The following is a 26,358-nucleotide window of genomic DNA, read 5'->3' as shown; positions in this document are numbered from 1 at the left end:
TCAGTGGGATAAAGTTAATTCAACCCGTCTTGCTGACGTGCCCGCATATGTTGTTTCAAGGCATGACGTGGTGAACTAAACCAGAATAAAATCAAGATCAGACTTGCTAAAGCAAAGGCCCAAATATGGAAATGCGTATACAGCACACGAACCAATTCAATCACGACAAAATAACTGATCATCATCAACATTGAGACTGCCGCTGCGACTGTTCCTTTTGATACTTCAGATGACATCAATGCAAAACGGTACATCACCGAGAAGCTAATCCCCTCACCCAAACTGATTAAGGTCATACCAATCAATAAACAAGGCACCAAATAGCTTTGCCAAATAACACCGAGCAGCAAGAATGCAGTACCCAATAACATGATCGGCAAACCAAACAGAATGGTTTTACCTAGCGGGAAACGATCAATAATCTTGATCAGGATGATATTGCCTGCAATTAAGCCAAAGAACACAGGAAACTGTGCCAAACCATATTGCACACTGCTCAATTTCAGCTCATCTACCAAAATGATTGGCGATAAAGCAATCCATAACATCAACGGCATCCCCACCATCGGTAAGGCAATGCTTAGACCCAAGAAACGACGGTTACTCAATACCTTTTTAAAGTCATCAAAGATATAGCTAAAAGGCTGCTTCGGCTGTTTACGGCTTTCCTGTGTAGCTGGCATAAATTTTTTTAAGCCAAACCAACTTATAAAGGACACCGCAGCAATGGCAACGAAACCCCAATGCCATGACACATAATCAATCAGAAATGCCCCCAATACTGGACCAAGTAAAGGTGCCAATAGGGAAATATTCGCCATTAGTGCCATAACTTTGATCGCATCACGCTCTTCAAAAGTTTCTTGAATGGCTGCATAACCGACCGCAGAAATGACGCTCAGCCCCATTCCCTGCAAGAAACGCAGCGTTAGGAATTGTTCAATATTGTGCGTCAATAAAATCAGCAAACAACACAGTGTAAAAAATGCCACACCGGCCAAGAGCACTTTTTTACGCCCGAGACGATCCGAAAGCGGTCCCAACAGCCATGCGACACTGGCACCACCCAACAAATAAAATGACATTGACGACGGTGCCCACGTTGCACTGACTGCAAATTGTTCTGTAATCGACAACATCGCAGGTTGAATCAAGTCATTACCGATATAAACTGAAAATTCGAATAGCACTAAAGCTAAAGGAAACATGAGCGTTATACGGTTTAACGTCATGTTCTGATTATTCGTCATCATGTTTTATTCACAAAAATAACCAACTCGTGTTCGTCCCATTTTTCAAAACGAAAAAGGGATCATCACCACAAGATTTTATGGCTTAGATTTAAATTAAATTTTGATTTCATGCTGTGAGAAAGCATGTGATAAATGTGAAAACACCGTATTCACTAGGTGTATATAAGAAAAACAATTTATTTACGTGAGATTGGTAAATATTTTACCGTTTGGCTAAATTGCCACGCGCAACTGTAGCACTTTTTCAAAATGACCGCAATTTAAACAGCCGATAACGCTCATATTGAGATGTGCATAACCAAAAAGTTATCCACATCTTTGCCGATATTTTATTCACTGTTTGATGGTGCATCGAATTATGGGCATAACTCGAATTGGAAAGTTTCGGTATTCTCTCCTCGGGCACATTGATAGCTTTGCTTTTTATTGACCACTTTCCAAACATCTTGATTTCGTTTCAATTGGTATTCTGTCCGTACCGCGATCACAGAATCATCTAATTGTGCTTGCTCAACCGTGACCTGTGCATCGGTTGGATTCTCGGCACTATTGAATTGCTGATCTATTTTTAAATTACTGTCTGCATGAAATAGGTCGGGCTGATCCGATAAGATCGCATGCATCACCGTACTCTTTTGCACGGCTGCTTGTTGCTGCGATGGTGCTGTTGGTTGATTACATGCTGTCAGGAATAAAGCAGATCCCAAGATCATCGCAATTTTATACATTTTGTACCCATCCAATCCATTTAGCTCATTTATGCTACTATGCAAAACTGAATGGCCGCGCAACAAAATGTATGTGGCGTGCATTATATTTGTTGTCATCATTCAAGATGATGATCATAACAAATGATTAAAAAAACACAGTTTATAACATCAAAATCACCTTACTTTGGACATGCCGATATGTCAGATTTAGCGAAAAATTTAAGCATTATTTTAATCTTGGGCAGTACGTTGGCTGCTTGTTCCAAACATCCAGAAGGTGCAGCAAGCGATGCAGCTGTGGCAACTGAAAGTGCTGCAATGGACAGCACTGCTGTTCAAGAAAATGCCGTTCAAAATCCAGAACAACTGGTTAGCAATCAACAGAGTGCTTTGGAACAAAATCGTCAATTGGTCAAAAGCGCACAATTGCAATTTGAAGTAAAAGATGTGTTAAAAACCACATCAGCACTAGAACAGCAGTTATTGCAATACAATGGTTATATCGAAGAAAAACAGATTAATTATCAAGTCAGTGACCGATCTGAGCGTGATCGTATTGATGGCAGTGTCGATATTTATGAAAAGATCACCCCCACAGTCCAGCTCACAGTACGTATTCCCAATGCGCAGGTAACTACCTTCTTAAATAATTTATTACCACTCATGCTGAACTTTAATAGCCAGAGCTATGAAGCCAAGCGTTATGAATTAAAATTGCTCGAAGAAAAACTGAATACTGCCAATCAAAGTAACAGTGGATCAAATGCGGTGAACAATCAGCTACAGCAACTGACCAATTTAGAAGTTAAAGACCGCTTGGCTTATAGCACCATTCGACTGGAATTCTTCCAGCAGTCACAAGTGCGTAAAACGCATGATCTGAATATCAATCGTATAGCCACCTTAGACAGTGATCCGTTATTCAGTCGGATTTGGGAAGCGATTAAAGTGGGCTTGTACGGCTTTAGAGAAACCATCATTTGGCTGGTGATGCTGTGGCCGCTGTATGTAGCGATTGCGATTTTATGGGGCATTCGTCGTTGGTATAAGACTAAAAAATCTAAAGCTGAATAGTACAATTATTGATTTTTGATCAATAGTATTTTGCTCATTTATGCATTTTTACTCATGAATAGATTTTCTAAAATGCTTTCCAGTTTTTAGAGATTTATTTTTGAGTAATCGCATGAGCAATATTTTAATTATTAATGGCGCCAAACAATTTGAACATTCGAATGGTGAGTTGAACGACACCCTGACCGAGTTTTCTCAAGCACATCTAAGCACCTTAGGCCATCAGGTACAAGTCACCCGAACGGACAGTGACTATGACATTCAAGCCGAAATTGCCAAATACCTATGGGCAGATGTGGTGATTTACCAAATGCCAGGTTGGTGGATGGGTGCACCGTGGACCATGAAAAAATATATCGATGATATCTTCACCATCGGACATGGCTCGCTTTATGCCAGCGATGGCCGTAGTCGTTCAGATGCCTCTAAAAAATATGGCTCGGGTGGTTTAATCCAAGGTAAAAAATACATGTTGTCTTTGACATGGAACGCACCGATGGAAGCCTTTACCGATCCAGACCAGTTCTTCCACGGTGTTGGCGTGGATGGCGTTTACCTACCTTTCCATAAAGCCAATCAATTCTTGGGTATGGACTCACTACCAACATTTATTGTGAATGATGTGATCAAGGCGCCAAATGTGCCAAGTTATATCGAAGCGTACAAAGCACATTTAGACCAACTTTTTGCAGCAAGCCATTAAGTGAGAAAATAAGATGCTAACCATTATTGCTGAAATTTATACACATGCAGGTGCTGAACATCGCCAAGCGGTATTAGATGCATTTGAAAAAATCATTCCAACGGTACTGGCAGAAGATGGTTGTCATGGCTATGAGCCTTTGATTGATCATCTTCCTGCAATTGAGATGCAAGCAATGAATGAGAATACGATTGTCATGTTAGAGAAATGGCAGAGTACTGCTCATTTAGAAGCCCATATGCAAACTGCCCATATGCAGCAACATTTTGAAGCGACCAAAGACCATGTTGCCGATGTGAAAATCCGTATTCTCAACAGTGGGATTTAACAGATAACCCCATACAGCTGAGTCCGACAAAATATGAAATCATTAAATATTTAAGTCGAACCCAGCGGATGAATAAATGCATGGTTCTACTGATAGTAATGCTGTTTTAAATGACGGCTATAATCTGTTAAATACGCTTCCAAACTGGTACGACGATCCACCTTCTGCATCGATTTTTCTGCCAATTGCTCTATCTTGCTTTGCAACAGTTGAAGAATCGCAGCTTGTTCCGCTTGGGGTAGCTGTGCTTTTTCTTGCTGCTGCTTTTTAATCGCCAGATAATCTTCTGCCCAATGACGTAATGAATCATTTACATCCACTTGCGCAAACAAATCGGTAATCAATAATTCAGGCATCTGTTCTTGGGTCGCCAATTCAGCTGACATCAAGCCACGAATCGAATAAAACACTTTTTTATAAGTAAAGTTATCTGCTGTTTGCATCACTTTCATGCCACCATTCGCCAATGATAAATAGTGGTGATACAGCGCGCTATAGTCGATTCGCTCAAGTAACCCATCACGGAAGACCTGCCATTCTGGGAAGACATTAAAATAGACAATATGTGCTCTGACCCACTCCAAAACAGTAGGATTACTTTTTGCCAATAACCCAAACATTTTATCGAGGTCATAAGAGACAAAATCAAAATCGCCATCCATGATCTCGATCAAGTCACGATGCTTTTTATAATCAAAATATTGGTCTTTACTCGGTAGATGAAAACCGCGTACATCGTAGTCACTATCAGGACTGGCCATGCCCCATAAACGGCTGCCACTTTCAATATAAAATAATGGGATATCTTGGCGTTGTTGAAATAGTTTTTCGATTTCGTGATGGATATTCATTGCAATGACTACATTATTTAAAAATTTATACTTGTGAGAGACAATACTATTTTTTATCGTACTCATTCATTTGATTTTAAAAAAATTATCGTTTGATAAAATCAAGCTCTATTCAATATAACAAATAGGACCATGCATGCAACTGACTTATGCGGGACAGGTTTTCTTGGTGGTGGTTGCGATCTTGTGTGTTTGGTCTTTTGTACTGACAAAGTTTTGGCTAAAACGTTTAGCTAAGAATCGTGACAGCAGTAAGTTTGAATTTGCTTATTTATTTGTGGTGGTGTTTAGCATCAGCTCCCTATTTTTCTCTTTTACTTATTGGGTGTCGCAAGCTGTATATGGCTTAGCAACCAAACCGAGCTATGATGCAACCATCGTGAGCTATAGCTCTGAATGGGTCGATACCGAACGTACGGATTCCAATGGGCGTAAATACAAAACCAAAACCTTAATGCATACGGCTCAGGTTCAATTCAAAGATGATCAAAACAGAACATTAGTCTTGGATAATTCAGTCCGTTCAGGTGATGTGCCTGTAGTCGGAGATCATATTCAGGTCGTTTATGAGGCAGGTGATCATTCTGCTCAGGAAAAGAGTTGGCGCACAGGTCTACTGTTTGCCGCTACCCTATTTATGCTGTTTATTATGGGCTATATCTTGGTCATGATTATTGCCTATGCTTTGAATCGAAACATGGATCCTTATAAAGCCTTTGCTAACGTCTTAATTTTTAGAATTACCCTTCCACTCGGCACAATGGCGATGTTTGGGATGCTGTCTTATTCGGTTTTTGCTTATTTCTTTTTAGGCAATCCACAGAATATACCTGTCTGGGCTGCTGCGATTTGTGGCTTCTTTTCACTCTGTCTTTTACCGCTGATTTATCATATTTTGACAGGTTGGAAAGCGTATAAAAAATAAAAAAAATGAATATCGTTCAAATAAAGGAATGGAAAAGGAAATAGATCACTCCCAACCTAAACAAGATTGAGGCATGAGTTTTGGGATGTAGCCCCAAAGTTAAGAAAGATTGGGGGGGGGAATAGAGAATTTACTTTAAAGTTGAGCAAGGAACATCAAATATTCTTTTATCTTGACGGGATAATAAACTTTCCCATTTTTGTTGTTTTTTACTAAGCCAACCATAGAATTCTGTATAAACATCCCCTTTTAAGTTCAATGCATCTTTATATTTATCTGAAAGTAAGAATTTTCCCATTACACATAGGGAATTAATTTGGGTGATCCCTATATCTTTTTCGAAGTCATCATTTTCACCAGAATCATTTAAAAGCCTTTTAAAAAACATTGCTTTGGATATTGAGGAATCATAAATACTTTTTGTTAAGTCAGATGGTTGTTGTTGTAATGCTTTCGCATAAACAACACTATCAAAACCAATTAAAATAGGAAGCAATGGTATTTGCAATGCAAGTTGTTCTTTTGGAGGTGTTTTATTACTACAACCACTAGAAAGTAATAAAAGACATATGAGTATAATTTTTTTAGCAGCTAACATATTACTTGAACCTGTATCAGTACCTGAGGGTATAAATAATTGATTTAAAAATCACTCGCAAACCTCTACAAAATTCTTAGCAGTCTTATCTTTCCTATCACGCAGTTTGATAATTTTTTGTCTTTCATTATAAAGATTATGAACATCATTTAAGGTTTCATCTTTAAGATCTTTTTTGTATTGCCCTTCAATATTGTTTACATAGTTTTCCATGAAAACAGTCATCCAACACACAGTGTTAAGATCTCCATAGTCATAACCATTTTTCTCCAAACCTTCAATCCAATCAGGATACTCTTCGTTTAAAAGACTTCGAGCCGTTTCTAACTTAACATATGTATTGTTAAACAAGGAGTTTTTCAATGCTGGCTCAGTATTTACGTTTTTATTGGCTTCAATAAACAACCTATAATTGTCTGTTGCATAATTTTTTAAATCTACTTTCACATAATTATCAATATCTTCTTTATCTGTCGATGCCTTACATGAAGTTAAAAAGATACAGGAAAGTACCAATATTGGTAGTAAAGTAATTTTCATAGTGAGAAGCGGTTTTTAGGTGGTGTGTATAGGTAACTCTGAATATATTGAGATACTGTTGCTCTATCATATGGGCGACCAAAGACATTTTGATACATGTATTCGTTGATTCCATATGGTCCATTGTTAGTAAAGGTCGCCAAAGCATTGGCTGCCAATACTGGTTTACTGGCATTGGATAGTGCTATATCTATAACTTTACCAAAACTCTTTTTAGCAATTGCCATACGAGCAGTAAAACTATCTTTTGCTAATTCTGTAATCATCTTAGCCCCCTTATTCCTTGAGTGTTTCTGAGCATAAAGTGTGAACTTTAAATACATCATTGTATGGAATGAATAACGTTCTAATACTGCATCTGTAAATTGACGTAGATCATACTCAAGGCCGAAACGAATAGCCAAATCATGTTCAAAAGGATAATTTTTCTTTACCCAATCCCATTGGGCTTGGTTCATCATAAAGGTGTAAGGCACTGTAGTATGGTAGTTAATTACTTTAACAATGCTATTGCATAATAATGGGTCTAGTAGTTCATCAGCATGACATACCTTAATTTCATTATCTAGAGATGGAATTAGAGTTGGTGAAAAAACTTTATCTTGTGACATTTTTGGCCCTTACTATAGTGATGGTAGCGGCTGAGATGCATCAATTGTTTGAAACTCCACTTCATCAGGGCTATTTGCATTGATTATATGGGTTTTACCTTCTTTATCTGTCCATCCTGTTTCAACTTCACCAGTACTTTTATAAATAATAGAGTATGGAATATCATCAAATATTTCCTGTGTTTGTTCATCTTTTAATTGGAATTGAATTCCATATTTTGTTGAACTATCTTCTACAAAATTATTTTGTAATGCTGCTATTGTTTTTACTGAGGAATATGATGAACTAGAATAATTAGCTCCTTGGCTTTCCCCTACAACATGAGATTGTTTCGGTAAAATTTTAGCACCACAAGTAAGCTGATCACCGACATAAGCAACAGCTTTGCCATCAAGAATAATATGATCATGACTTTTAATAATCTTTGACCAACATTTACATTTAGGGCAAAAATGACCATCACCTGCTACCAAAAATAAGTTACCCATTTGAGAGGTTCTCATTTGGGTTGCAGAAATGATACCACCATGATTTGTCATCGAGTTATGAATTGCAAAGCCTACAGCCATGATTGTCTCCTAAGAAATTTAGTCATGACTGAGAAAACCTTGAGGAATTTCTTGATCAGCATACAAACGATACTCAAATACAGATTGTAGGCTTTCGATGATTTCATCACCATTTTCTAAACGGCTACCAACAAGTGCAATGTCATATCCTTCAATTGACCCTGCCTCGCCAGCACCCGAAATAATTTTAGAAGTTGTTCCATCCTCATAAATGGCTTCATCACCAACAACAGCAATAAGATGACCTTGTACTTTAATTTTTTGATTAATCATCGCTCTGATTAATCCACCATTTTTTGTTTTAGAACCATGTGTCGCTGCAAAGAACTTTTTATGCTTCTGTTTATTCATAAACTCTTGTTCAGCAGCAATACGTTCATGAATTTCCTCTATAGATAAATTGGATACTTCATCTTGAGATAAATGTTTTTTAGGATTCACTTATATATCCTCATTCTTATTTAATTGAACAATTAATATTAAATACATTATTTTTCTTTATTTATTCAATAAAAACCATATACAACACTTATAATTGGCATGTAATGTCAACAAATAATGATAATTAAGTTTATATATTTACATTTTGTATTATAAGAAAAAGTACAGCATTAACTTTTGATTTACAGAAAATAAAAAAGCGCATCTTTCGATACGCTTTTAGCAAAACTTCTTTTATCTAATCAAGCATTAAAGATCAAATAATTTGCCTGGGTTCATAATCCCATTCGGGTCAAATGCCAACTTCAATGCTTTCATATATTCAATTTCTTCAGGCGAACGTGAATACTCTAAATATGGCTTCTTAGTCATACCAACACCATGCTCGGCAGAGATCGAACCATCATATTTTTTCACGGTATCAAATACGTATTTATTCACCACCTGGCACTTGGCAAAGAATTCATCTTTGGTCAGATTTTCAGGTTTTAAGATATTTAAATGCAAGTTACCATCACCAATATGACCAAACCAGCAAATCTCAAAGTCTGGATAATTGTCAGCAACAATCGCATCAATTTCCGCAATAAATGCAGGTACATGGGTAATTAATACAGAGATATCGTTTTTGTATGGAATAAACGGCGCAATCGACTCTGAGATATCTTCACGCAAACGCCATAAGCTTTGAGCTTGTTCTAGACTTTGGCTCATCACGCCATCAATTACCCAGCCTTGTTCCATACAATGCTCAAAAATCTGCATTGCCTTGTCCATGATTGGTTCATATGGTGCTTCAAATTCCAATAACACATAGAACGGACATTGCGTTTCAAATGGACGCTGTACATGACCGCGATCCAACACTTTCTGCATTGCCAATTCACCAAAGAATTCAAAAGCAGTCAGGTCAATTGCGTTTTGGAAGGCATGTAATACAGGCATCACTGCTTCAAAGTCAGGCACACCCAAGACCATGACTTGTAAGTTTTGTGGCTGACGCTCAAGCTTGATTTCAGCTTCAGTGACTAAACCAAGTGTACCTTCACCACCAATAAACAAGTGTTGCAGCGAATAACCTGTCGCATTCTTAATCATGCCTTTGTTTAAACGCAGCACATCACCTTTACCTGTCACCACGGTTAAACCGAGTACCCAGTTACGGGTCATGCCGTACTTGATGACTTTAATACCGCCCGCATTGGTACCAATATTGCCGCCAATCTGGCTTGAACCTGCTGAAGCAAAATCGACTGGATAATACATGCCTTGTTCTTCGGCATAATTCTGTAATTGCTCAGTCACCACACCTGCTTGAACACGGACCATACGATCTGCTGGGAAGAACTCAAGAATCTGGTTCATCTTGTCAAAGCTAATCACGATCTCGCCATTGGTTGCCACAGCACCAGCAGAAAGGCCTGTACGACCACCTGATGGGGTAATTGCGACATTAAATTGATTGGCTAGTTTGACAATGGCCTGAACTTGTTCAGTGCTTGAAGGGAAAGCGATGACTGATGGGTTCGGATCAAAATGTTTGGTATGATCTCGCCCCCAATTTTCCAAACTGTCGGCATCGGTTTTAATTCGGTTTTCACCCACAATTGCCGTTAATTGGGTCAATAACTCAGGTGTTAAAGCGACTGAAGCATTCATCGTTTACAGGCCTAGCAAGAAGTAAAGATAGAGCATTTGAATAACAACACAATATTTTTCAATATCTTAAAATGCAGTATTCAACATATAGAAACTCGGCAGAACAGCGCAAACCTGATGTTTTCAGATTTGACTATCAGATCTCTGCATTTTACATAGAAGCAGGCATGGGATAAAGCTTAGGATAAAGATACTGTAATAACAAAATGTGTATAACCAATAAAATTCAGCTTCAACTGAAAAATTATCAATAATTCTGCTGTGCTAATTTTAAACCAAATATTTATATCTCAAAGCTCTATGCTATAGTACTGCAACTAAATTTTGGCCTTTGTAGCGGAGCCGTAATGAGCCAACATCTATCACTACCTAAAGACAAAATCCGTTTCCTTCTGTTAGAAGGTGTGCATCAAAATGCCATCGATACTTTAAATGCAGCGGGTTATACCAACATCGATTATCACAAAACTGCGCTTGAAGGCGAAGCTTTAAAAGAAGCAGTTAAAGATGCTCACTTCATTGGTATTCGTTCCCGTACGCAATTAACTGAAGAAATCTTTGAAGCTGCGAACAAATTGATCGCAGTCGGTTGCTTCTGTATTGGTACAAACCAAGTCGATTTAAAAGCGGCGATGTCTCGTGGTATCCCTGTATTCAACGCACCGTATTCAAATACACGTTCGGTTGCAGAATTAGTTCTTGCTGAAACAATTCTGTTGCTTCGTCGTGTACCTGAAAAATCGAAAGATACACATGCGGGCGGTTGGAATAAAGCTGCGGTGGGTTCATTTGAAACTCGTGGTAAGACTCTAGGTATCGTCGGTTACGGCTCGATCGGTTCACAACTTTCTGTATTGGCAGAAAGCTTAGGTATGAAAGTGATCTATTTTGATGCTGTGACTAAATTACCTTTAGGTAATGCACGTCAAGTTGGCTCTTTAGATGAACTTTTAGCAACTGCGGATGTGGTAACGCTACACGTTCCAGATGTTCCGTCTACGCGTAACTTCTTCAAGAAAGAACAATTCGCGAAAATGAAAAAAGGCTCAATCTTCTTGAACGCAGCACGTGGTACATGTGTGGTAATTGAAGATTTAGCAGATGCAATCAAATCAGGTCACATCGCGGGTGCAGCGGTTGACGTATTCCCGAAAGAACCAAAAGCCAATGGTGAAGAGTTCCTATCTCCACTTCGTGGTTTAGACAACGTGATCTTAACCCCACACGTGGGTGGTTCGACCATGGAAGCGCAAGCAAACATCGGTTTAGAAGTAGCTGAAAAATTCGTTGCGTATTCAGATAAAGGTATGACTCTTTCTGCGGTAAACTTCCCAGAAATCGCATTACCACTTTCTGATGGTCAGCACCGTTTGCTGCATATCCACAAAAACGTTCCAGGTGTGTTATCGAAGATCAACACATTGTTCGCTGAACAAGGCATCAACATCTCTGGTCAGTCATTAATGACTAAAGGTGATATTGGTTACTTGGTGATGGATGTTGACGCATCTGCATCTCAAGAAGCACTGGACACATTGAACCACGTTGAAGGCACGATCCGCGTTCGCGTATTGTTCTAAGCAATATTTAGAATAATGTCGAAAAAGCCACAGTTGATGCTGTGGCTTTTTTATGGGCGTTTGACTTATTATGTGAATATTATACCAACTGTTAAATAATAAAATGTCTACCCCAATGCTGAAAACACCACTGCATGCTTTATTGCTGTTGATGATTGCCATGTTGTGTGTGCAAGGCAGTGGTTCCTTGGCCAAAATTCTATTTCAAAGCTTTCCTGTATTAACCGTTTCCGCTATGCGCCTATTTTTTGGTGCGATCATATTGGCGGTGATTTTTAAAATCTGGACCATCAATTTTAAAGTGGTGCGCTGGAAAGCCATTCTCACTTATGGGATGGCACTTGCAGGCATGAATGCGCTGTTCTATTTATCACTAGAACGCTTACCGCTAGGCCTTGCCGTTGCCTTTGAATTTATTGGTCCCTTAAGTGTCGCGCTGTATCATGCTCGACAGAAATATGACTTCATCTGGGTTGGCTGTGCCATTCTGGGCTTAATGCTGCTCTTTCCTTTGCAACAGGCACAACAAGGTCTCGACATGCTTGGTGTATTCTTTGCTGTGAGTGCGGGTGCGTGTTGGGCCCTATATATTATTGCGGGGCAAAAACCGTCAGGCATCTCAGGCAATCATACCGTTTGCTTAGGCATGTCGATTGGTATGCTCTGCTTGCTGCCTTTTGCGCTATTTTCAGGCGCCATCGATCGGGTGTTTGAACTACCAAATTTATACTATTTTATCGGGCTTGCGATATTAGCCAGTGCCTTACCCTTTACCTTAGAAATGATTGCGCTGCGTAGTTTAACCCCGCTGAGTTTTGGCACCTTGATGAGCTTAGAACCTGCGGTTGCTGCCCTTTCAGGCTTTATCTTCCTTGGTGAAATGCTGCTTTGGAATCAATGGTTAGCGTTGGGCACCATTATTATTGCTTCGATTGGTTGTACCTTTACGACACAACAGGCTCGACAGCAAAAAGAGGCAAAATAAAAGATGTTGTCTCAAAATCAGAAAAAAACTCTCGCTTATCTTGGAGATCTTAGATGAAAAATCTCCAACTGGTCGCCGTGCTGTACATGGTATTGTCCATGCTGTCTTATCAGATCAGTGCATCCTTTGCCAAGCAATTGATTGCCACGCTTGATCCATTGACGGTGACAATTTTAAGACTGTGTTTTGCAACCATTCTGGTCGCGATCATGTTCCGTTCATGGAAAATCATTTCCAAATTGAAAGAACTGAAATGGCGAGATCTCCTCTGTTATAGCGCAGCATTGGGCTGTATGAATATTCTGTTCTATACCTCTTTGGGTAAGTTACCTCAAGGGATTGCGGTGGGCTTAGAATTTATCGGTCCACTCGGCTTAGCATTGCTGTCAATTAAACAGCGCAGTGATTATATTTGGGTGGCATTTGCGATTTTAGGCATTGCTTTAATGGTGCCTTGGCACGATGCTCATGCACAGCACTTTTCCTATATTGGCGCAGCCTGTGCACTAGGTGCAGGATTCTTCTGGGCCTTATATATTTATTATGGACATCGGGTCGTACAGCAAAATATTGGCATGCATGCCTTGACCATTGCCATCGGTTTATCTGCACTGACCTTACTTCCTTTTGGTCTATGGAATAACGCGCCTGTACTGCTAGATACCCAGTATTGGGGCAAAGCCCTCGTGATTGCCCTAATGGCAACTGCAATTCCTTATGCCTTGGACTTAATGGCACTCAAACGGCTGACCAAACTGAGCTATGGGACACTTTCCAGCCTTGCGCCTGCATTGGCGGCCTTAGCTGGTCTGGTGCTGTTACATGAGCGCATTAGCTTGATTCAATGGGTGGCATTGGCCTGTATTATGGTGGCTTCGATTGGTGTTACCTTACGCGGAGGGAAAGCATAATTTTTTAAGGAAAGTCATTAGTAACGGAAGATTGATATGGAAATTGATGAAGAACTCACTCTAAAAAAAATACAAATATTCTTGGCTTTTATGCGCTGTGGAAATCTTTCCAAAACAGCAACTGAAATGCAGCTCAGTAATGTCAGTATTCATAAAGCCTTACACTCCTTGGAAAGTGCTCTACGTTGCCCACTTTTTAAAAATGAAGGTCGTAATTTAATTCCGTTAAAAAGTGCTTATGTATTTGAGGAACGTGCGCAAAAAATCGTACAGGACATTTTTATTACGGTGAATAAAACCAGAGAAGCTGCGGGCTTTGCAGCAAAAGTTCTACATTTAGGTTCTCTTTACTCTTTAACCGTAAAAACGATTCCCAATGTGATTAGCGGACTTAAATTAAGACGTAGTGAGCTCGATATTCAATTACTTCTTAGCTCCAATCAGGATCTGGTTAAAAAGCTTAAAACGACAGAGCTTGATGCCATTATTGTGGCACTCAATGAAACAACGCAAGACGATGACTTTGAAATTTTGCCTATGTTCTGTGATGATATTTTTTTAGCGGTAAATAAAGACTCTAAATATGTTGATTTTGAGGAGATTGATCTCAGTCTACTCAAAGAAGAAACTTTTTTAACTTTAACGCAAGGCTTTGCCACCCATAATGACAGTGATTTCATTTTTAAAAAGGCTGGTTTTTCACCTAAGGTTGCCTTACAGCTTAATGATATCTTTACTTTAATTAGTATGGTCAGTTCAGGCGTTGGTTTTGCACTTTTGCCCGGTCGTATTTCTGCGGTATATGAAAGCTCAGTTAAACTTATCCCCTTGAAACAGCAATATCATCTGCAACAGGACATTGGGTTGGTCTTTCTAAAAAGTAAGGAACGTGACCCCAATTTGCTGGCATTAATTGCAGAATGCCGGATGTTTGCCTCTCATGTACAAAAATGAATAATAAGCAACTTATAACAAATGAATAAGTTGCAAATATTCATGCTTTATCACTTATCCAAAAATCGCATTTACCGTCAGAAAAAATACTGAGGGCCCAAGTAAACAACCGAGACCTGTATAAAAGGTTGCCACTAATGCACCATAGGGAACTAATCGAACATCTGTACCTGCCAATCCTGCTGCTGTACCACTTGTTGTCCCAGCTAGCCCACCAAATACCATGGCTGAACGTGGACTTTTTAGATACATGAATTTTGCAAGCAATGGTGTGCCGACCATAAAGAACACCGATTTGATGAGTCCAATTGCAATCGAAAGCGCGATCACATCAGAACTTGCACCAATGGCTGTTCCTGTAATTGGACCGACAATATAAGTCATAGCGCCCGCGCCAATCGTGGTCATGGAAATCGGATCTCTATATCCCATCATCCAAGCAACCATTGCACCAATTACAAAAGGAACAATACAGCCCAGCGTAAGCGCAATTAAGCCAATTTTTCCTGCTTTTTTGACTTCTTTAACATCCACTTCAAATGCAGTAGATGCAATTGCCAGATCACGGATCATTGCACCGCCTAATAGAGCGAAACCAGAGAATATAGCAATATCAGAAATCCCTTTTGTACCTTGTGTATACACCCCCGCAAAATAGGCCACAACAAGTCCCAAAGTAATTGCGATTGCAGAGCTTTGTAGTTTTCCTTTGGTCAAATATTTTGAAAGCAAGTGAGATAAAAACATCATCAAACCTGTGACCGCTAGTGCAGTCACCAAAGCATTTTTGGTGAGTACCGTAATTAAGTCTTCCATTCTTTAAATCCTTTTGTTATTCATTATCGTGATGCGGCTTTAAGCTACTTTTTCAGTTCCTTCTATTGTCCACTCATAGGTTTCATAATCACCACTTAATCGATTCAAATAACGAATGACTAAAACCGTCCCGACCAAAGAAGCAACAGAAACAATCAGACCCAACATACCTCCCGATAAAGCTGCAACCACATTTTGTCCCGCTGACATCGCCACCACAATTGGAATATACATACCGGACCAATATAAGATTCCAAATTGTGTTACCTGCGGTAAATAACCCTTTTTTGCTAATAGCTCTTTAGAGAGAATCAAAAGAATCATAGAAATGGCCACACCACCCACATTGGCTTTTACCCCAATAAGGACACCTAAGGTATTGCCAAGATAATCACCGAGTAAATGACAAATCGCTAAAATTGCTGTTCCATATATAATCATTGTAAATCCCTCATATCCTTGGATTACTTACGTTTTTTAAATCACATTCCCATAGAAATCTGACTTTCCTGTTGTTTTTGCATTGCCATTTGAATGCTATCGATGCGCGTTCCCTGAAATGACAATACGGCTCCTTCTTGAAAAGTTCGACGTGCAAGTGTCGTCAGTACCGTTCCGGGTAAAGCTTCAATCTGCAATCTGACACCTCGCTCCCATGCCGCCTGAATAGTGCTTTCCCAATCTACCGTGCGACTCATATTAAAAGCCAAGTCTTTACCAATCTGTTCTGGCTTACCAAGCGTGCGCGCCGTGGTACCACTTAAATATCGAATTTTAGGCTGCTTTAAAGTCACTCCCTCCATAGACGCTGCAAGCTGCTCAGCTTGCTGACTTAATAATTCACAGTGCGATGGCACCGATACATCTAATTTTTTTGCCACTACGCCTTGTTGCTTCGCCAAAACTGCAACTTGGTTCATGGCTTCAAAGCGACCTGAAATAACGATCTGATTATGTGCATTAATATTGGCGACAAAAACCTGTGGCGTTATTTCATAAACTTGTTTCACCCACTTCTCAACAGATGTGCGATCTGTACCGATTAATGCGGTCATGCCATATCCCGTTGGATAGGCGTTTTGCATGAGTTCACCACGATAGGCAACCAAGCGAACAGCATCTTCATAGCCTAAAACCCCTGCTACAACTGCAGCCGACCATGCACCAATCGATAGACCTGCGACATAATCAGGCTTTAACTTTTCGGCAGTTAATAGGGCTGAACTCACCACACCCGAAATCAGTAAACATAGCTGTACTGAACGTGTCGATTGCAATGCAGCCGAACTGTCCAACAACAAGACATCTTCTTTAAGTGCATCCGAGGCACGCCCAAGGTGTTCTTTAACCAGAGCGGTTTGAGGTAATTCGTGCAACATATTACTTCGTTGCACACCTTGTCCCGGATATACCCAAATCGAAGCCATGATATCTACTCCCTAATTCCATGGATTTTCGACTAAAACAGCACCATCAGGACGCTTCAATAGAACTTTCCCCCTATTCCCAGCCCATTCTCTTAACGCTAGACCACCTTTTGGCAGTTGTAGCTGTATATCCACATTCAGCCCTGCTTGCTGAAAAGTTTCGAGTAACTCAATTGCCTGCTTTTTGGCAAAAGGCTGTTCAGTTCTCATCAACAAATCGATGTCACTGTACAGAGTGACTGTTTCAATACCCGTTGCCAGCTCAAATCCGAAACTTCCTGTATATCCCCAATACCCTGAAAAGCTCTTCATGATGCTGGAAATACGCTGCAAACGTTCTGCCAAGTGTTCAAACTGCTCTATCCTTAGCTCAGTCAGCGCTTCGGGTTTAAGTTGTCTAGTAATGGCAGATCGTGGCATTTGAGTAGCATAACGTTGATGACGGAATTGCCCTCTTACGCCCACCGCGACCTGATCAACAGGAGTGATCGCCCGTCGTACCACAACAGGATCACCTCGCAGTAACACCTCTTTCACCCATAAAGGAGCATCATCAGCCAAGCAATCGACCGTCATGCCCCACAGTAAATCATGGGCTTCAGGATCAAGTTTCATGACCATTGCTCACGCAATAATTCACGCACCTGTTTAGACATCTGACGATTTTGACCATGAAGCCTTTGTTCCAGCCCTCTAGACGGTTCAGCATGAATCTCTTTAAATGCCTGTTCAACAGCCAGCTTTGCGAATGAAAGATCATCATTTGTCGGTTGTTCAGGGTTTTCAACAGATAACAGTTCAGATAACAAACCCAGTGTTGCATAACTCTCGATGTCATACGCCATTGGCGGAATGCTTGAGGCTAATTGTTCTAACTCATCAACCGACCGCAGAGTAACGCGTGCGGCAGATTCTTTACCCATTGCATGCACCATAACACCTGAGTCTTTTAAGGCAATAATACGATTGGCTTGGTAACCATGCGCCAAGAAAGCACCTGACATCGACTTCCCAACCAATAAACTCACAATAGGATGACCTGCCAATCTGGCTCTGGCATAGCTGTCTACTGCACCTGCTAAGGCTTGATGAATACCCAACAATTCTTCACGGCGTCCATAAGCCTGACTAGGCACATCCACCAGACATAAAATGCCACGTTTAGTTTCAGCGTCTGCATCGGCTTGAATCACTTCATCGACGACTCTTGCCAAACTCCAACCCTCAAGCAATCCAACTTCACCTTGTCTTGCACGCGGGAACAGATTATTGCTGTCTGGGACAACTGCAATGACCCGTACAGCTTGTTGACCAAGCTGACCATCTGCAACCAAAACAGAAGCAGGAAAGTCTTCAACCAATTTAAAACCCTGCGTGAAGGCCTTAAACCAAGCTGCACCCCGAGTAGACGCTTTTAATGTATCAATGGCGATATTCATGCTTGCTCTCCTTGATACAAAGCCTGAACCTGTGTTGGTGTGATCTGCTCAGTGGTATCGACCTGTTGTAGCTGTGCTAAATAGAATGAGTAATTTGAGCTCCGATGTTGAAGAGGCAAACCTTGCTGCAAATAATCAATCACTTGCTGACGGATTTTATTGCGGTCATCATCCACATAAGCATCGGCCAAACCACTGGCGAAGCGCTGATTACCACCTGTAACACTCCAAATAAATGGGCGATCTTTGGCGTTATATTCTTGTATGCCAGCTTCCTGTTCAATCACTTGCGGGCCATTCAGTCCCAATCGTCCTTCTTGCGTCATCACAATATAACTGCATAATCCGGCAGCAATCGACATACCACCAAAGCATCCAACACTTCCAGCAACCACAGCAATCACGGGTTGATACTGGCGTAAATTCACGATTGCAGCCTGAATTTCAGCAATTGCAGCCAAACCCAGATTTGCCTCTTGTAAGCGAACACCACCTGTCTCGAGTAGTAAAATTGCAGCAGTGGGAATACCATTAAGGTTATCTTCAACGGCAAGCTCTAAAGCGCCCGCAATTTTGGCACCACCAACTTCACCCAAGCTTCCACCTTGGAATAAGCCTTCAATTGAAATTAAAACCACTGGCTGTTCTTGAATAGAACCTTTTGCAATCACCACGCCATCATCGGCTTGCGGGACAATATTCTGCCGAATCAACCAAGGTGACATGACGCGTGCAAATGGATCAAGCAACTCTCGGAATGTGCCCTCATCTAACAATGCTTTGGCACGTTCCCTTGCGCTGAGTTCAATAAAATCCTGTTTATTTAACAAGCTCTCGATATCAGTCATGCATAATCTCCTCTAATGCTTGTTCCAGACGTAAGCGAACGACGCCGGGGGTTGCACCAAAGTCATGAATATCAATTTTGACCGCTGGCGGTGTCTGTGCAGTAAAAATTCGTTCAAATAGATTGTGCCAACGTGCCGCACTACCATCTACCGAAGTGACGACATGAATAGAAGCTTTCCCTTTCTCGCCAGGTTCCATCAAAATTTCTAAATCACCCGAGCCCACACATCCTACTAACGCTTTTTTTACAGGTGGCTCTGTCGCCACAAACTCAAAATGAAGAGCTTCCATCATCAAAATCCCTCTTTATTTTTTAAAGTTGACTGCTCAACATGATCTATAAACAAGGTTGCTGCCAACAAATCTGCGGCACCGCCGGCAGAAGCTTTCATACGAAGCAGATCAATCTCTAAAAGATGCAAAGCACGTCGGCCTTCCAAGCTTGAGCTTCCGCCCAAATCCAGTACTTGCTGTGCCCCTTGTTGCATACGCTTTAAACCCGATATTCCCGAGCGATAAAGCACGCAGGTATCGGTCAGGTCAGTCATCATGGCAAGCAAGGCATCTAGACGAGCGAACGCTTCTTTCATCGGTTTACTGCGACTTTGATAAAGCTGCTTTAAACCAAAATTCACAATCGTTGGAAAACCTTGTTGTGCCTGTTCTTTGGCACCTAAGATGCCTAATTTCTTCTGAACCTGCTGACCATGACTTAAAGCCTGCTCAGGAATAAAACGATCTTCAAGCTGGGCAAGCTGACCTGCTAACTGACATAGCTCAACAGCCGATACATATTGTTGATTGGTACGTGCCAATGCTGCCGCCGTCACCATTAAACCCAAGGCCCAAATTGCACCGCGATGTGTATTGACGCCACCTGTTGCCAACATCATGACTTTTTCACCTTGGCGACCAATTTCACCAATGTCTTCACGCAGAGCTAAACAAACTTTTCCGTGATGCGCTGCGGCTTGGGCCATTGCCTCGAACATGGGCTGTAAGCTTTTTGCAGAGCGCTCCATTAATTCCAAAGTCAGGTCATCATGTGCACCACTACCACGGCGATCAACCAAGGCGGGTTTAGGAGTCAGATTAACTTCATCAATCAGAGCATCTACCGCCATATCTGCCAGAAGCTGACTATCGCTTAGTGTTTGATATTGAACTTGTGCCATCATTACCAACTCCTGAATTTTGCAGGGGGTTGATATAAGCCATCGGACCATGTCACCAAGTCGGCAATATTTTTCGCAGCTAACAGCTCACGTGTTGCATCGGTGCGGCGAATACCTAAATCTTCTGGGAATACCACTAGACCTTCGCTTCTTAAACGTGCTGTTGTTTTAGGGTCCTGAGTTAAACCAATACTGGTCACGCCTGCAACCGCAGCAATCATGGCTTGGCGCTCTTCTTGGCTGCTTGCTTTATATAGATAAGCAATGCCTTCTTCGGTCAGAAAATGCGTGACGTCATCGCCATAAATCATGATCGGTGCTAAAGGTAGACCTGCTGTTTTAGCCACATCAATCGCATCAAGGCGTTCCACAAAAGTTGGTTTTCCACCTTCTTGGAAGGTTTCGACCATTTGTACAACCAGTTTTTTTCCACGTGTCAAATAGGTTTCTGTTTCATTGGCACCTTGCAATCGCATATCTAACCATGCAGGGGTATCGTGGCGACGGCCGCGAGGATCATGGCCCATGTTTGGTGCACCACCGAAGCCAGCCAAACGCCCCTTAGTGACAGTCGAAGAATGTCCCATACCATCGACTTGCAATGTTGCACCAATAAATAAATCAACTGCGTATTGACCTGCCAGCTGACACATCATGCGGTTGGAGCGTAACGCCCCATCACGGCCTGTAAAGAAAATGTCTGGCCGAGCAGCGACATATTTTTCCATACCAAGTTCAGTACCAAAGCAATGTACGCTTTCAACCCAACCTGTCTCAATCGCTGGAATTAAAGTTGGATGAGGGTTCAGTGTCCAGTTTCGGCAAATTTTTCCTTTTAAACCTAAAGACTCACCATAGGTCGGCAAAATCAGTTCAATTGCCGCTGTATTAAAACCAATACCATGATTGAGAGACTGTACATTATGCTTTTCATAAATCCCACGAATCGCCATCATCGCCATGAGCACATGAACGGGTTTGATATGTTTTGGATCACGGGTAAAGAGTGGTTCGATATAAAAAGGCTGATCTGCCACAACAACGTAATCAACCCAAGAAGCAGGAATATCGACACGTGGTAACTCTGATACATCATCGACCAGCTCATTCACCTGAACAATCACAATCCCATCGCTAAAAGCTGCAGGTTCAATAAGTGCTGGGGAATCTTCCGTACTTGGGCCTGTGTAAATATTGCCTTGACGGTCTGCCATAAAGCCTGCCGAGAGCACCACATTTGGAATAAGATCGACCACCAGACGTGAATACAATTCGATATAGGTATGAATCGCACCAACTTCCAATAAGCCATCTTCGATGAGTTGGCTAATACGCAAACTCTGAGGGCCAGCAAAAGAAAAATCCAGTTTTCGCGCAATGCCTTTCTCAAATAGGTCAAGATGTTCTGAACGACCTACGCTCGGCATGATCATATGCAGATCATGTAAAACATCTGGATTGGTTTGCGCTAAGGAGCGCGATAGGAAATCTGCCTGTTTTTGATTATTGCCTTCGAGGACAACTTTATCGCCCGGTGTAATCAATGTTTCCAAGACTTTAATAATGTCTTGAGTTGGAATGACCACACCATCGGTATATTGGTTTGCCATGTCCAGCTTTAGCTGTTTAGTATGACGCCGTTTGGTCCATAACCGTTCTTTATTCTGAACTGAGCCTTCCATGTGTGCTTACCTATAGATCACAGTTTTATTCTGAATCTATAAAAACGCTTTATGGAATTTTGATCAATCAACCTACAGCATCGATTATTAACTTGAAGTTAATGATTATTCAGTAATAGTAGGACTTAAATCTTTATTTATTAAAATATTTACGATGTTCCAATCAAAATCTGATAGCCCAAGCGACAGATTAAAATACTCACCAATATCAAGAATAAAATACGGATAAAGCCACTGCCGTATTTTAGAGCCAAACGTACACCCAATAACGAGCCTGCAATATTGGCAACCGCCATCATCATTCCCAAGGCAAAAAGCACATGACCTGTGGGAATAAAGAAACTGAGTGCTGCCAGATTGGTCATGAAGTTGCCGATTTTAGATAATGCCGAAGCATGTAAGAAATCGACCTGTAAAAAGCGAATAAAAAAGAAAATAAAGAAACTGCCCGTCCCCGGGCCAAAAATACCGTCATAGAAACCAATCGCTAGACTACCCATCGCAGCCAGCACCAGTAACTTTGGCGTGATTTTTTGATCGACGTGCACTTGCCCGAATTGCTTTTTCATAAAGGTGTAAATCGCAATCACGATCAGCATGACCAAAACAATCGGCCTTAGGATATGGGTTGGCACCAAAGATACACAGGCCGCCCCAATGAATGAGCTGATAAAGGCAAATAGTGCAATCACACCAAGTAATGACCATTGCAATTTGACACGGCGTACAAATGAAAAAGCCGCAGAACCCGTTCCGCAAATGGAGGCCAGTTTATTAGTTCCAAATAAGGTGGCAGGTGCTGTTTGTGGTAAAGCTCCCATCAATGCAGGAATCTGAATCAAACCGCCACCACCGACGGCAGCATCAATGGTTCCTGCACAAAAAGCAAAGAACACTAAGGTTAGAATCAGTTCCCATTCCATTGACGATACTCTTATAAATTTAACAAGCGTTTTGGTACTAGACGTTTTTTATCGGTGATTTCAGCCAAACCTAGACAACGTTCACCATCAAAAACTAACACTTCAGCAGCAGCCTCATGATCGATATTGCTTTCCTGACCGTTACCAAAATACTTTTCACGACCTTCAGGCAATTGCACCCGAGGAAAATGCTCAACTGGTGAATAGACTGACAGTAATAATGCATCCCGCTCTTCCAAAGAAAGGCTTTCGAGATATTCAATGGTGTAACTTGGATTAATCTCAAAGTGCCCTGTTTGAGTACGATGCAATTTAGTTAAATGCCCACCACAGCCCAAAGCCTCGCCAATATCCTCACCTAATACACGGATATAAGTGCCTTTTGAGCAAGTCACATCCAATGTCAAACTATCTTCAGTAAAGCCAAGTAAGCTTAAGTTATAAATGGTGACTGGGCGTGCCTCACGCTCAATCTCAATGCCTTGACGTGCCAACTCATAGAGTGGACGACCTTCGCGTTTCAAGGCCGAATACATCGGTGGCACTTGCTGAATATCACCACGAAACTGTGCCAGAACTTGCTCAATATCTGCTTCTGTTAAAGCGGGTACTTCTCTCTGCTGGAGAATTTCACCTTCAACATCACCTGTCGCTGTGGTTTGCCCTAATTTGACCGTGGTTTGATAACGCTTGGTTGAATCCAATAAATAATGTGAAAACTTGGTCGCCTCACCCAAACAAATTGGCAATAGCCCTGTTGCCAATGGATCGAGCGCACCTGTATGTCCCGCTTTTTGCGCATTAAAAAGTCGACGCACTTTTTGCAGCGCAGTATTAGAACTTAAACCTAAAGGCTTATTTAATAGGAAAACACCGCTTAAATGGCGATAAGAACTTTTTTTCATAAAAGAAAAGTCAAAGCATAAAGGCCTATTTTAGCAAAACTCGGCCTAGGATTTAAAAAAGGATTGGCTTTTAGCCGCAAACAGACATAAAAAAATGCGCCAAAGGCGCATTTTTTTGCTTTAAAACAAAGTTAAAATTAACCTTGTTTACGAGCTGGTAACTTTTCACGAATACGTGCAGCTTTACCAGACAACTCGCGTAGGTAGTAAAGTTTAGCACGACGAACGTCACCACGACGTTTCACTTCGATTTTAGCAACGATTGGAGAGTGAGTTTGGAAAACACGCTCAACACCAACACCGCTAGAGATTTTACGAACTGTGAAAGCAGAGTTCAAACCACGATTTTTCTTCGCGATTACAACACCTTCAAATGCTTGAAGACGTTCACGTTCACCCTCTTTTACTTTAACTTGAACGATAACTGTATCGCCCGGTGCAAAAGCAGGGATGTCTGATTTTAACTGTGCATTTTCAACAGCTTGAACTAAAGGATGTTTACCACTCATGTGGAATCTCCAATATGTGCGGGAGAGAAGAGGTCTCTGACACCGCTGGGAATAGAGGCTAAAGCGCATATCTCCCGTTTAACTTTCCCTTTAGAGCAAAATTGCCTTAAAGAGCCTATTTTTAACTTAAACCAAGTTTAAGTAAAACTCGAAGCAACGCTTCTCGTTGGGTGCGAAGACAAACTGATACCAGTTTAACCTTTCGAATCTTTTAGCCATTTAATTTGCTGTTTGCTCAACTCTACTTTTTCCACCAATTCTGGTCGACGGTCTAAAGTACGTTGATAACGCTGCAAAAAACGCCATTTCTCAATATTGGCATGATGTCCTGATTTAAGTACCTCAGGCACATCCAGCCCTTCGAAACAATCAGGCTTTGTATATTGCGGACAATCCAATAAACCATCCACAAAAGAATCTTGTATCGCCGATTGCTCATCAGACATGACATTTGGCAATCGACGAATAATACTGTCGAGCAATACCATGGCAGGAAGTTCACCACCCGATAATACGTAATCCCCAATTGACCATTCTTGATCAACATAATGCTGGATTAAACGCTCATCGACCCCTTCATAACGCCCACACAATACAATCAAACCATCATAATCAACGAATTGTTGTACTGCCTGTTCGTTTAAGGTTTTGCCTTGCGGTGACATATACACCACCGGGGCATGGACACAGCCTGCTTGCATTGCAAGTTGTTTAGCATGGGTAATTGCTTGTGCCAAAGGCTCAGCCATCATCACCATACCAGGACCACCACCGAACGGACGTTCATCCACTCGTTTATAGTTGCCCTCAGCAAAATCTCGTGGGTTAATGCAAGTCACTTGCACGATGTCACGCTTTGCTGCACGCCCGCTAATCCCGTGCGCTGTAATCGCTTCAAACATTTCAGGAAACAATGTGATGACTGCAAAAAACACCGCAGACTCCTTTATTTTCCTGCTGCGCTACCTTCCCCGAAAGGATTAGTAGTCTACGCCCCAATTGACGTAAATACGACCAGCTTCAAGATCAACGCGTTGTACCACATCTTTATGCCAAGGAATCATTCGCTCTTCAGCATCAATGCTATCAGGTGTCGCTTTTACGACCATGACATCATTGGCACCAGTTTCAAACAGTTCATAGATTTGACCGAGATTGACTTCTTGTTCTTCATCATCAAGACCTAACACCGTTAGACCTTTAAGATCAGACCAGTAATACTCGTCTACATCTGCTTTTGGAAGCTGAGATTTGGCAATCCAGATATTTGCGCCAACCAGATTTTCTGCACCAGTACGATCATTTACGTCCTTTAATGCAACAACCAAGCCTTTGCCATGTGGTTTCCAACGTTTTACATCAATAGTTTGCCAACCTGCCTTGGTCTCAATGTACCAAGGAAGGTAGTCAAACATATTGCTCATAGGTTCTGTATTAGAGTAAACCCAGAGCCACCCATTCAATCCATAAGCTGAACGTAACTGTCCAATCTGAATACGATCTTCTGGCACATTCTGTGTCGATGTCATGGGCTACCTACTACAATTATGCAGTAGTTGCAGCTTTTTTAGCTTGAGCAGCTAAAGAAGCAACGCGATCTGAAGGTTGAGCACCTTGTGCAACCCAGTGAGCAAAACGGTCAGCATCTAAACGAACTTTTTCAGCTTTACCTTGTGCAGTTGGGTTAAAGAAACCAATACGCTCGATGAAACGACCATCACGTGCATTGCGGCTATCAGTTACAATGATTTGATAGAATGGACGTTTTTTTGCACCACCGCGCGCTAAACGAATAACAACCATGAGAACAACCTTATAATTTTTACGGATTATCCCTGCGCCGACCATCGGCAACACTTCAAACCCCTTTCATAGAGGGCGATATTCTACGTTATATTTGCCTCGAAAGAAAGATTAAATTTTGGGTTATCCACAGCTCT

32 protein-coding genes are annotated in these 26,358 nt (G+C 41.3%); 8 read left to right on the top strand and 24 right to left on the bottom strand.

The window, feature by feature from the left end; genetic code table 11:
• Positions 1 to 14 precede the first annotated feature (14 nt).
• Positions 15 to 1,250, bottom strand: coding sequence for a chloramphenicol efflux MFS transporter CraA (craA, locus tag F885_RS07710; RefSeq protein WP_407636630.1), 1,236 nt, complete (start codon positions 1,248 to 1,250; stop codon positions 15 to 17).
• 359 nt (positions 1,251 to 1,609) lie between these two features.
• Complete coding sequence (locus tag F885_RS07715) at positions 1,610 to 1,981, bottom strand: hypothetical protein (protein ID WP_005201284.1); 372 nt, start codon at positions 1,979 to 1,981, stop codon at positions 1,610 to 1,612.
• A 180-nt stretch (positions 1,982 to 2,161) separates the two neighbouring features.
• On the opposite strand from F885_RS07715, the gene F885_RS07720 reads away from it, so the two are divergent.
• The 3 genes from F885_RS07720 to F885_RS07730 all read left to right on the top strand — a co-directional run bounded on the left by F885_RS07720 (position 2,162) and on the right by F885_RS07730 (position 4,068).
• Entirely contained in the window at positions 2,162 to 3,037 is an 876-nt protein-coding gene (locus F885_RS07720; protein ID WP_005317869.1) for a DUF4349 domain-containing protein, read from the top strand.
• A gap of 112 nt (positions 3,038 to 3,149) precedes the next feature.
• Positions 3,150 to 3,740 carry an NAD(P)H-dependent oxidoreductase gene (locus tag F885_RS07725; protein WP_004804006.1) on the top strand — a complete coding sequence of 197 codons (591 nt, stop codon included), beginning with the start codon at positions 3,150 to 3,152 and terminating at the stop codon, positions 3,738 to 3,740.
• Between the two features lie 13 nt (positions 3,741 to 3,753).
• The gene (locus tag F885_RS07730; RefSeq protein WP_005317865.1) at positions 3,754 to 4,068 is read left to right on the top strand and encodes a putative quinol monooxygenase; all 315 of its coding nucleotides are present in this window, start codon (positions 3,754 to 3,756) and stop codon (positions 4,066 to 4,068) included.
• An 86-nt stretch (positions 4,069 to 4,154) separates the two neighbouring features.
• On the opposite strand, the gene F885_RS07735 is transcribed toward F885_RS07730, so the two are convergent.
• Positions 4,155 to 4,919, bottom strand: coding sequence for a nucleotidyltransferase domain-containing protein (locus tag F885_RS07735; RefSeq protein ID WP_032859469.1), 765 nt, complete (start codon positions 4,917 to 4,919; stop codon positions 4,155 to 4,157).
• Between the two features lie 136 nt (positions 4,920 to 5,055).
• Here F885_RS07735 and F885_RS07740 point away from each other — a divergent pair, with 136 nt between their 5' ends.
• Positions 5,056 to 5,844 (top strand): hypothetical protein, encoded by a 789-nt coding sequence (locus F885_RS07740; RefSeq protein ID WP_005317859.1) that lies wholly within the window; start codon positions 5,056 to 5,058, stop codon positions 5,842 to 5,844.
• Positions 5,845 to 5,974: 130 nt separating this feature from the next.
• Here F885_RS07740 and F885_RS07745 read toward each other — a convergent pair whose 3' ends face one another.
• From F885_RS07745 to F885_RS07770, 6 genes are all read right to left on the bottom strand, one after another.
• Positions 5,975 to 6,442 carry a hypothetical protein gene (locus F885_RS07745; protein ID WP_005317856.1) on the bottom strand — a complete coding sequence of 156 codons (468 nt, stop codon included), beginning with the start codon at positions 6,440 to 6,442 and terminating at the stop codon, positions 5,975 to 5,977.
• 51 nt (positions 6,443 to 6,493) lie between these two features.
• Positions 6,494 to 6,982, bottom strand: a complete 489-nt coding sequence (locus F885_RS07750; RefSeq protein ID WP_005317853.1) for a hypothetical protein — start codon at positions 6,980 to 6,982, stop codon at positions 6,494 to 6,496.
• The gene (locus F885_RS07755) at positions 6,979 to 7,593 is read right to left on the bottom strand and encodes a hypothetical protein (protein ID WP_005317850.1); all 615 of its coding nucleotides are present in this window, start codon (positions 7,591 to 7,593) and stop codon (positions 6,979 to 6,981) included. The genes F885_RS07750 and F885_RS07755 overlap by 4 nt, the downstream gene beginning before the upstream one ends.
• 12 nt (positions 7,594 to 7,605) lie before the next feature.
• Positions 7,606 to 8,163, bottom strand: a complete 558-nt coding sequence (locus F885_RS07760; RefSeq protein WP_005317847.1) for a PAAR domain-containing protein — start codon at positions 8,161 to 8,163, stop codon at positions 7,606 to 7,608.
• A gap of 18 nt (positions 8,164 to 8,181) precedes the next feature.
• A complete protein-coding gene (locus F885_RS07765; RefSeq protein ID WP_005317844.1) occupies positions 8,182 to 8,604 on the bottom strand; it encodes a PAAR domain-containing protein in 423 nt (140 codons plus the stop codon).
• 249 nt (positions 8,605 to 8,853) lie between these two features.
• On the bottom strand, positions 8,854 to 10,263 hold the full coding sequence (locus F885_RS07770; protein WP_005317841.1) for an FAD-binding oxidoreductase: 1,410 nt from the start codon (positions 10,261 to 10,263) through the stop codon (positions 8,854 to 8,856).
• A 347-nt stretch (positions 10,264 to 10,610) separates the two neighbouring features.
• Here F885_RS07770 and serA point away from each other — a divergent pair, with 347 nt between their 5' ends.
• From serA to F885_RS07790, 4 genes are all read left to right on the top strand, one after another.
• Positions 10,611 to 11,843 (top strand): phosphoglycerate dehydrogenase, encoded by a 1,233-nt coding sequence (serA, locus tag F885_RS07775; RefSeq protein WP_005297305.1) that lies wholly within the window; start codon positions 10,611 to 10,613, stop codon positions 11,841 to 11,843.
• A 103-nt stretch (positions 11,844 to 11,946) separates the two neighbouring features.
• The gene (locus F885_RS07780; RefSeq protein WP_032859465.1) at positions 11,947 to 12,828 is read left to right on the top strand and encodes an EamA family transporter; all 882 of its coding nucleotides are present in this window, start codon (positions 11,947 to 11,949) and stop codon (positions 12,826 to 12,828) included.
• A 53-nt stretch (positions 12,829 to 12,881) separates the two neighbouring features.
• Entirely contained in the window at positions 12,882 to 13,739 is an 858-nt protein-coding gene (locus F885_RS07785) for an EamA family transporter (RefSeq protein ID WP_005317836.1), read from the top strand.
• A gap of 36 nt (positions 13,740 to 13,775) precedes the next feature.
• Complete coding sequence (locus F885_RS07790) at positions 13,776 to 14,693, top strand: LysR family transcriptional regulator (RefSeq protein WP_005317831.1); 918 nt, start codon at positions 13,776 to 13,778, stop codon at positions 14,691 to 14,693.
• A 54-nt stretch (positions 14,694 to 14,747) separates the two neighbouring features.
• Here F885_RS07790 and madM read toward each other — a convergent pair whose 3' ends face one another.
• The 15 genes from madM to rpsP form a co-directional block, all read right to left on the bottom strand.
• Complete coding sequence (madM, locus tag F885_RS07795; protein WP_005317828.1) at positions 14,748 to 15,509, bottom strand: malonate transporter subunit MadM; 762 nt, start codon at positions 15,507 to 15,509, stop codon at positions 14,748 to 14,750.
• 39 nt (positions 15,510 to 15,548) lie between these two features.
• The gene (gene madL, locus F885_RS07800; RefSeq protein WP_005317825.1) at positions 15,549 to 15,950 is read right to left on the bottom strand and encodes a malonate transporter subunit MadL; all 402 of its coding nucleotides are present in this window, start codon (positions 15,948 to 15,950) and stop codon (positions 15,549 to 15,551) included.
• Positions 15,951 to 15,991: 41 nt separating this feature from the next.
• Positions 15,992 to 16,936, bottom strand: coding sequence for a malonate decarboxylase subunit epsilon (gene mdcH, locus F885_RS07805; protein WP_005317822.1), 945 nt, complete (start codon positions 16,934 to 16,936; stop codon positions 15,992 to 15,994).
• A gap of 12 nt (positions 16,937 to 16,948) precedes the next feature.
• Positions 16,949 to 17,557, bottom strand: coding sequence for a malonate decarboxylase holo-ACP synthase (locus F885_RS07810; protein WP_085946071.1), 609 nt, complete (start codon positions 17,555 to 17,557; stop codon positions 16,949 to 16,951).
• Positions 17,548 to 18,375: a biotin-independent malonate decarboxylase subunit gamma gene (gene mdcE, locus F885_RS07815; RefSeq protein WP_005317816.1), complete on the bottom strand. Its 828-nt coding sequence runs from the start codon at positions 18,373 to 18,375 to the stop codon at positions 17,548 to 17,550. The genes F885_RS07810 and mdcE overlap by 10 nt, the downstream gene beginning before the upstream one ends.
• The gene (locus tag F885_RS07820; RefSeq protein ID WP_005317812.1) at positions 18,372 to 19,223 is read right to left on the bottom strand and encodes a biotin-independent malonate decarboxylase subunit beta; all 852 of its coding nucleotides are present in this window, start codon (positions 19,221 to 19,223) and stop codon (positions 18,372 to 18,374) included. The genes mdcE and F885_RS07820 overlap by 4 nt, the downstream gene beginning before the upstream one ends.
• Positions 19,216 to 19,515 carry a malonate decarboxylase subunit delta gene (locus F885_RS07825; RefSeq protein WP_005317810.1) on the bottom strand — a complete coding sequence of 100 codons (300 nt, stop codon included), beginning with the start codon at positions 19,513 to 19,515 and terminating at the stop codon, positions 19,216 to 19,218. Before F885_RS07825 ends, F885_RS07820 begins: the two co-directional genes overlap by 8 nt.
• A 2-nt stretch (positions 19,516 to 19,517) precedes the next feature.
• Complete coding sequence (locus F885_RS07830; protein WP_005317805.1) at positions 19,518 to 20,402, bottom strand: triphosphoribosyl-dephospho-CoA synthase; 885 nt, start codon at positions 20,400 to 20,402, stop codon at positions 19,518 to 19,520.
• Positions 20,402 to 22,081, bottom strand: a complete 1,680-nt coding sequence (gene mdcA, locus F885_RS07835; protein WP_005317802.1) for a malonate decarboxylase subunit alpha — start codon at positions 22,079 to 22,081, stop codon at positions 20,402 to 20,404. Before mdcA ends, F885_RS07830 begins: the two co-directional genes overlap by 1 nt.
• Before the next feature lie 149 nt (positions 22,082 to 22,230).
• A complete protein-coding gene (locus F885_RS07840; protein WP_005317799.1) occupies positions 22,231 to 23,004 on the bottom strand; it encodes a sulfite exporter TauE/SafE family protein in 774 nt (257 codons plus the stop codon).
• Positions 23,005 to 23,015: 11 nt separating this feature from the next.
• Complete coding sequence (truB, locus tag F885_RS07845; protein ID WP_005317796.1) at positions 23,016 to 23,909, bottom strand: tRNA pseudouridine(55) synthase TruB; 894 nt, start codon at positions 23,907 to 23,909, stop codon at positions 23,016 to 23,018.
• A 137-nt stretch (positions 23,910 to 24,046) separates the two neighbouring features.
• Positions 24,047 to 24,418, bottom strand: a complete 372-nt coding sequence (gene rplS, locus F885_RS07850; RefSeq protein WP_004803988.1) for a 50S ribosomal protein L19 — start codon at positions 24,416 to 24,418, stop codon at positions 24,047 to 24,049.
• A 194-nt stretch (positions 24,419 to 24,612) separates the two neighbouring features.
• The gene (gene trmD / locus F885_RS07855) at positions 24,613 to 25,353 is read right to left on the bottom strand and encodes a tRNA (guanosine(37)-N1)-methyltransferase TrmD (RefSeq protein WP_005317792.1); all 741 of its coding nucleotides are present in this window, start codon (positions 25,351 to 25,353) and stop codon (positions 24,613 to 24,615) included.
• Positions 25,354 to 25,398: 45 nt separating this feature from the next.
• Positions 25,399 to 25,947, bottom strand: coding sequence for a ribosome maturation factor RimM (gene rimM, locus F885_RS07860; RefSeq protein WP_004803983.1), 549 nt, complete (start codon positions 25,945 to 25,947; stop codon positions 25,399 to 25,401).
• A 16-nt stretch (positions 25,948 to 25,963) separates the two neighbouring features.
• On the bottom strand, positions 25,964 to 26,221 hold the full coding sequence (rpsP, locus tag F885_RS07865; RefSeq protein WP_004660208.1) for a 30S ribosomal protein S16: 258 nt from the start codon (positions 26,219 to 26,221) through the stop codon (positions 25,964 to 25,966).
• Between the last annotated feature and the right edge of the window lie 137 nt (positions 26,222 to 26,358).

The sequence above is a fragment of the Acinetobacter higginsii genome (genome assembly GCF_000369845.1).
Classification (GTDB): Bacteria; Pseudomonadota; Gammaproteobacteria; order Pseudomonadales; family Moraxellaceae; genus Acinetobacter; species Acinetobacter higginsii.
This window is presented reverse-complemented; position numbering and strand designations above follow the sequence as displayed.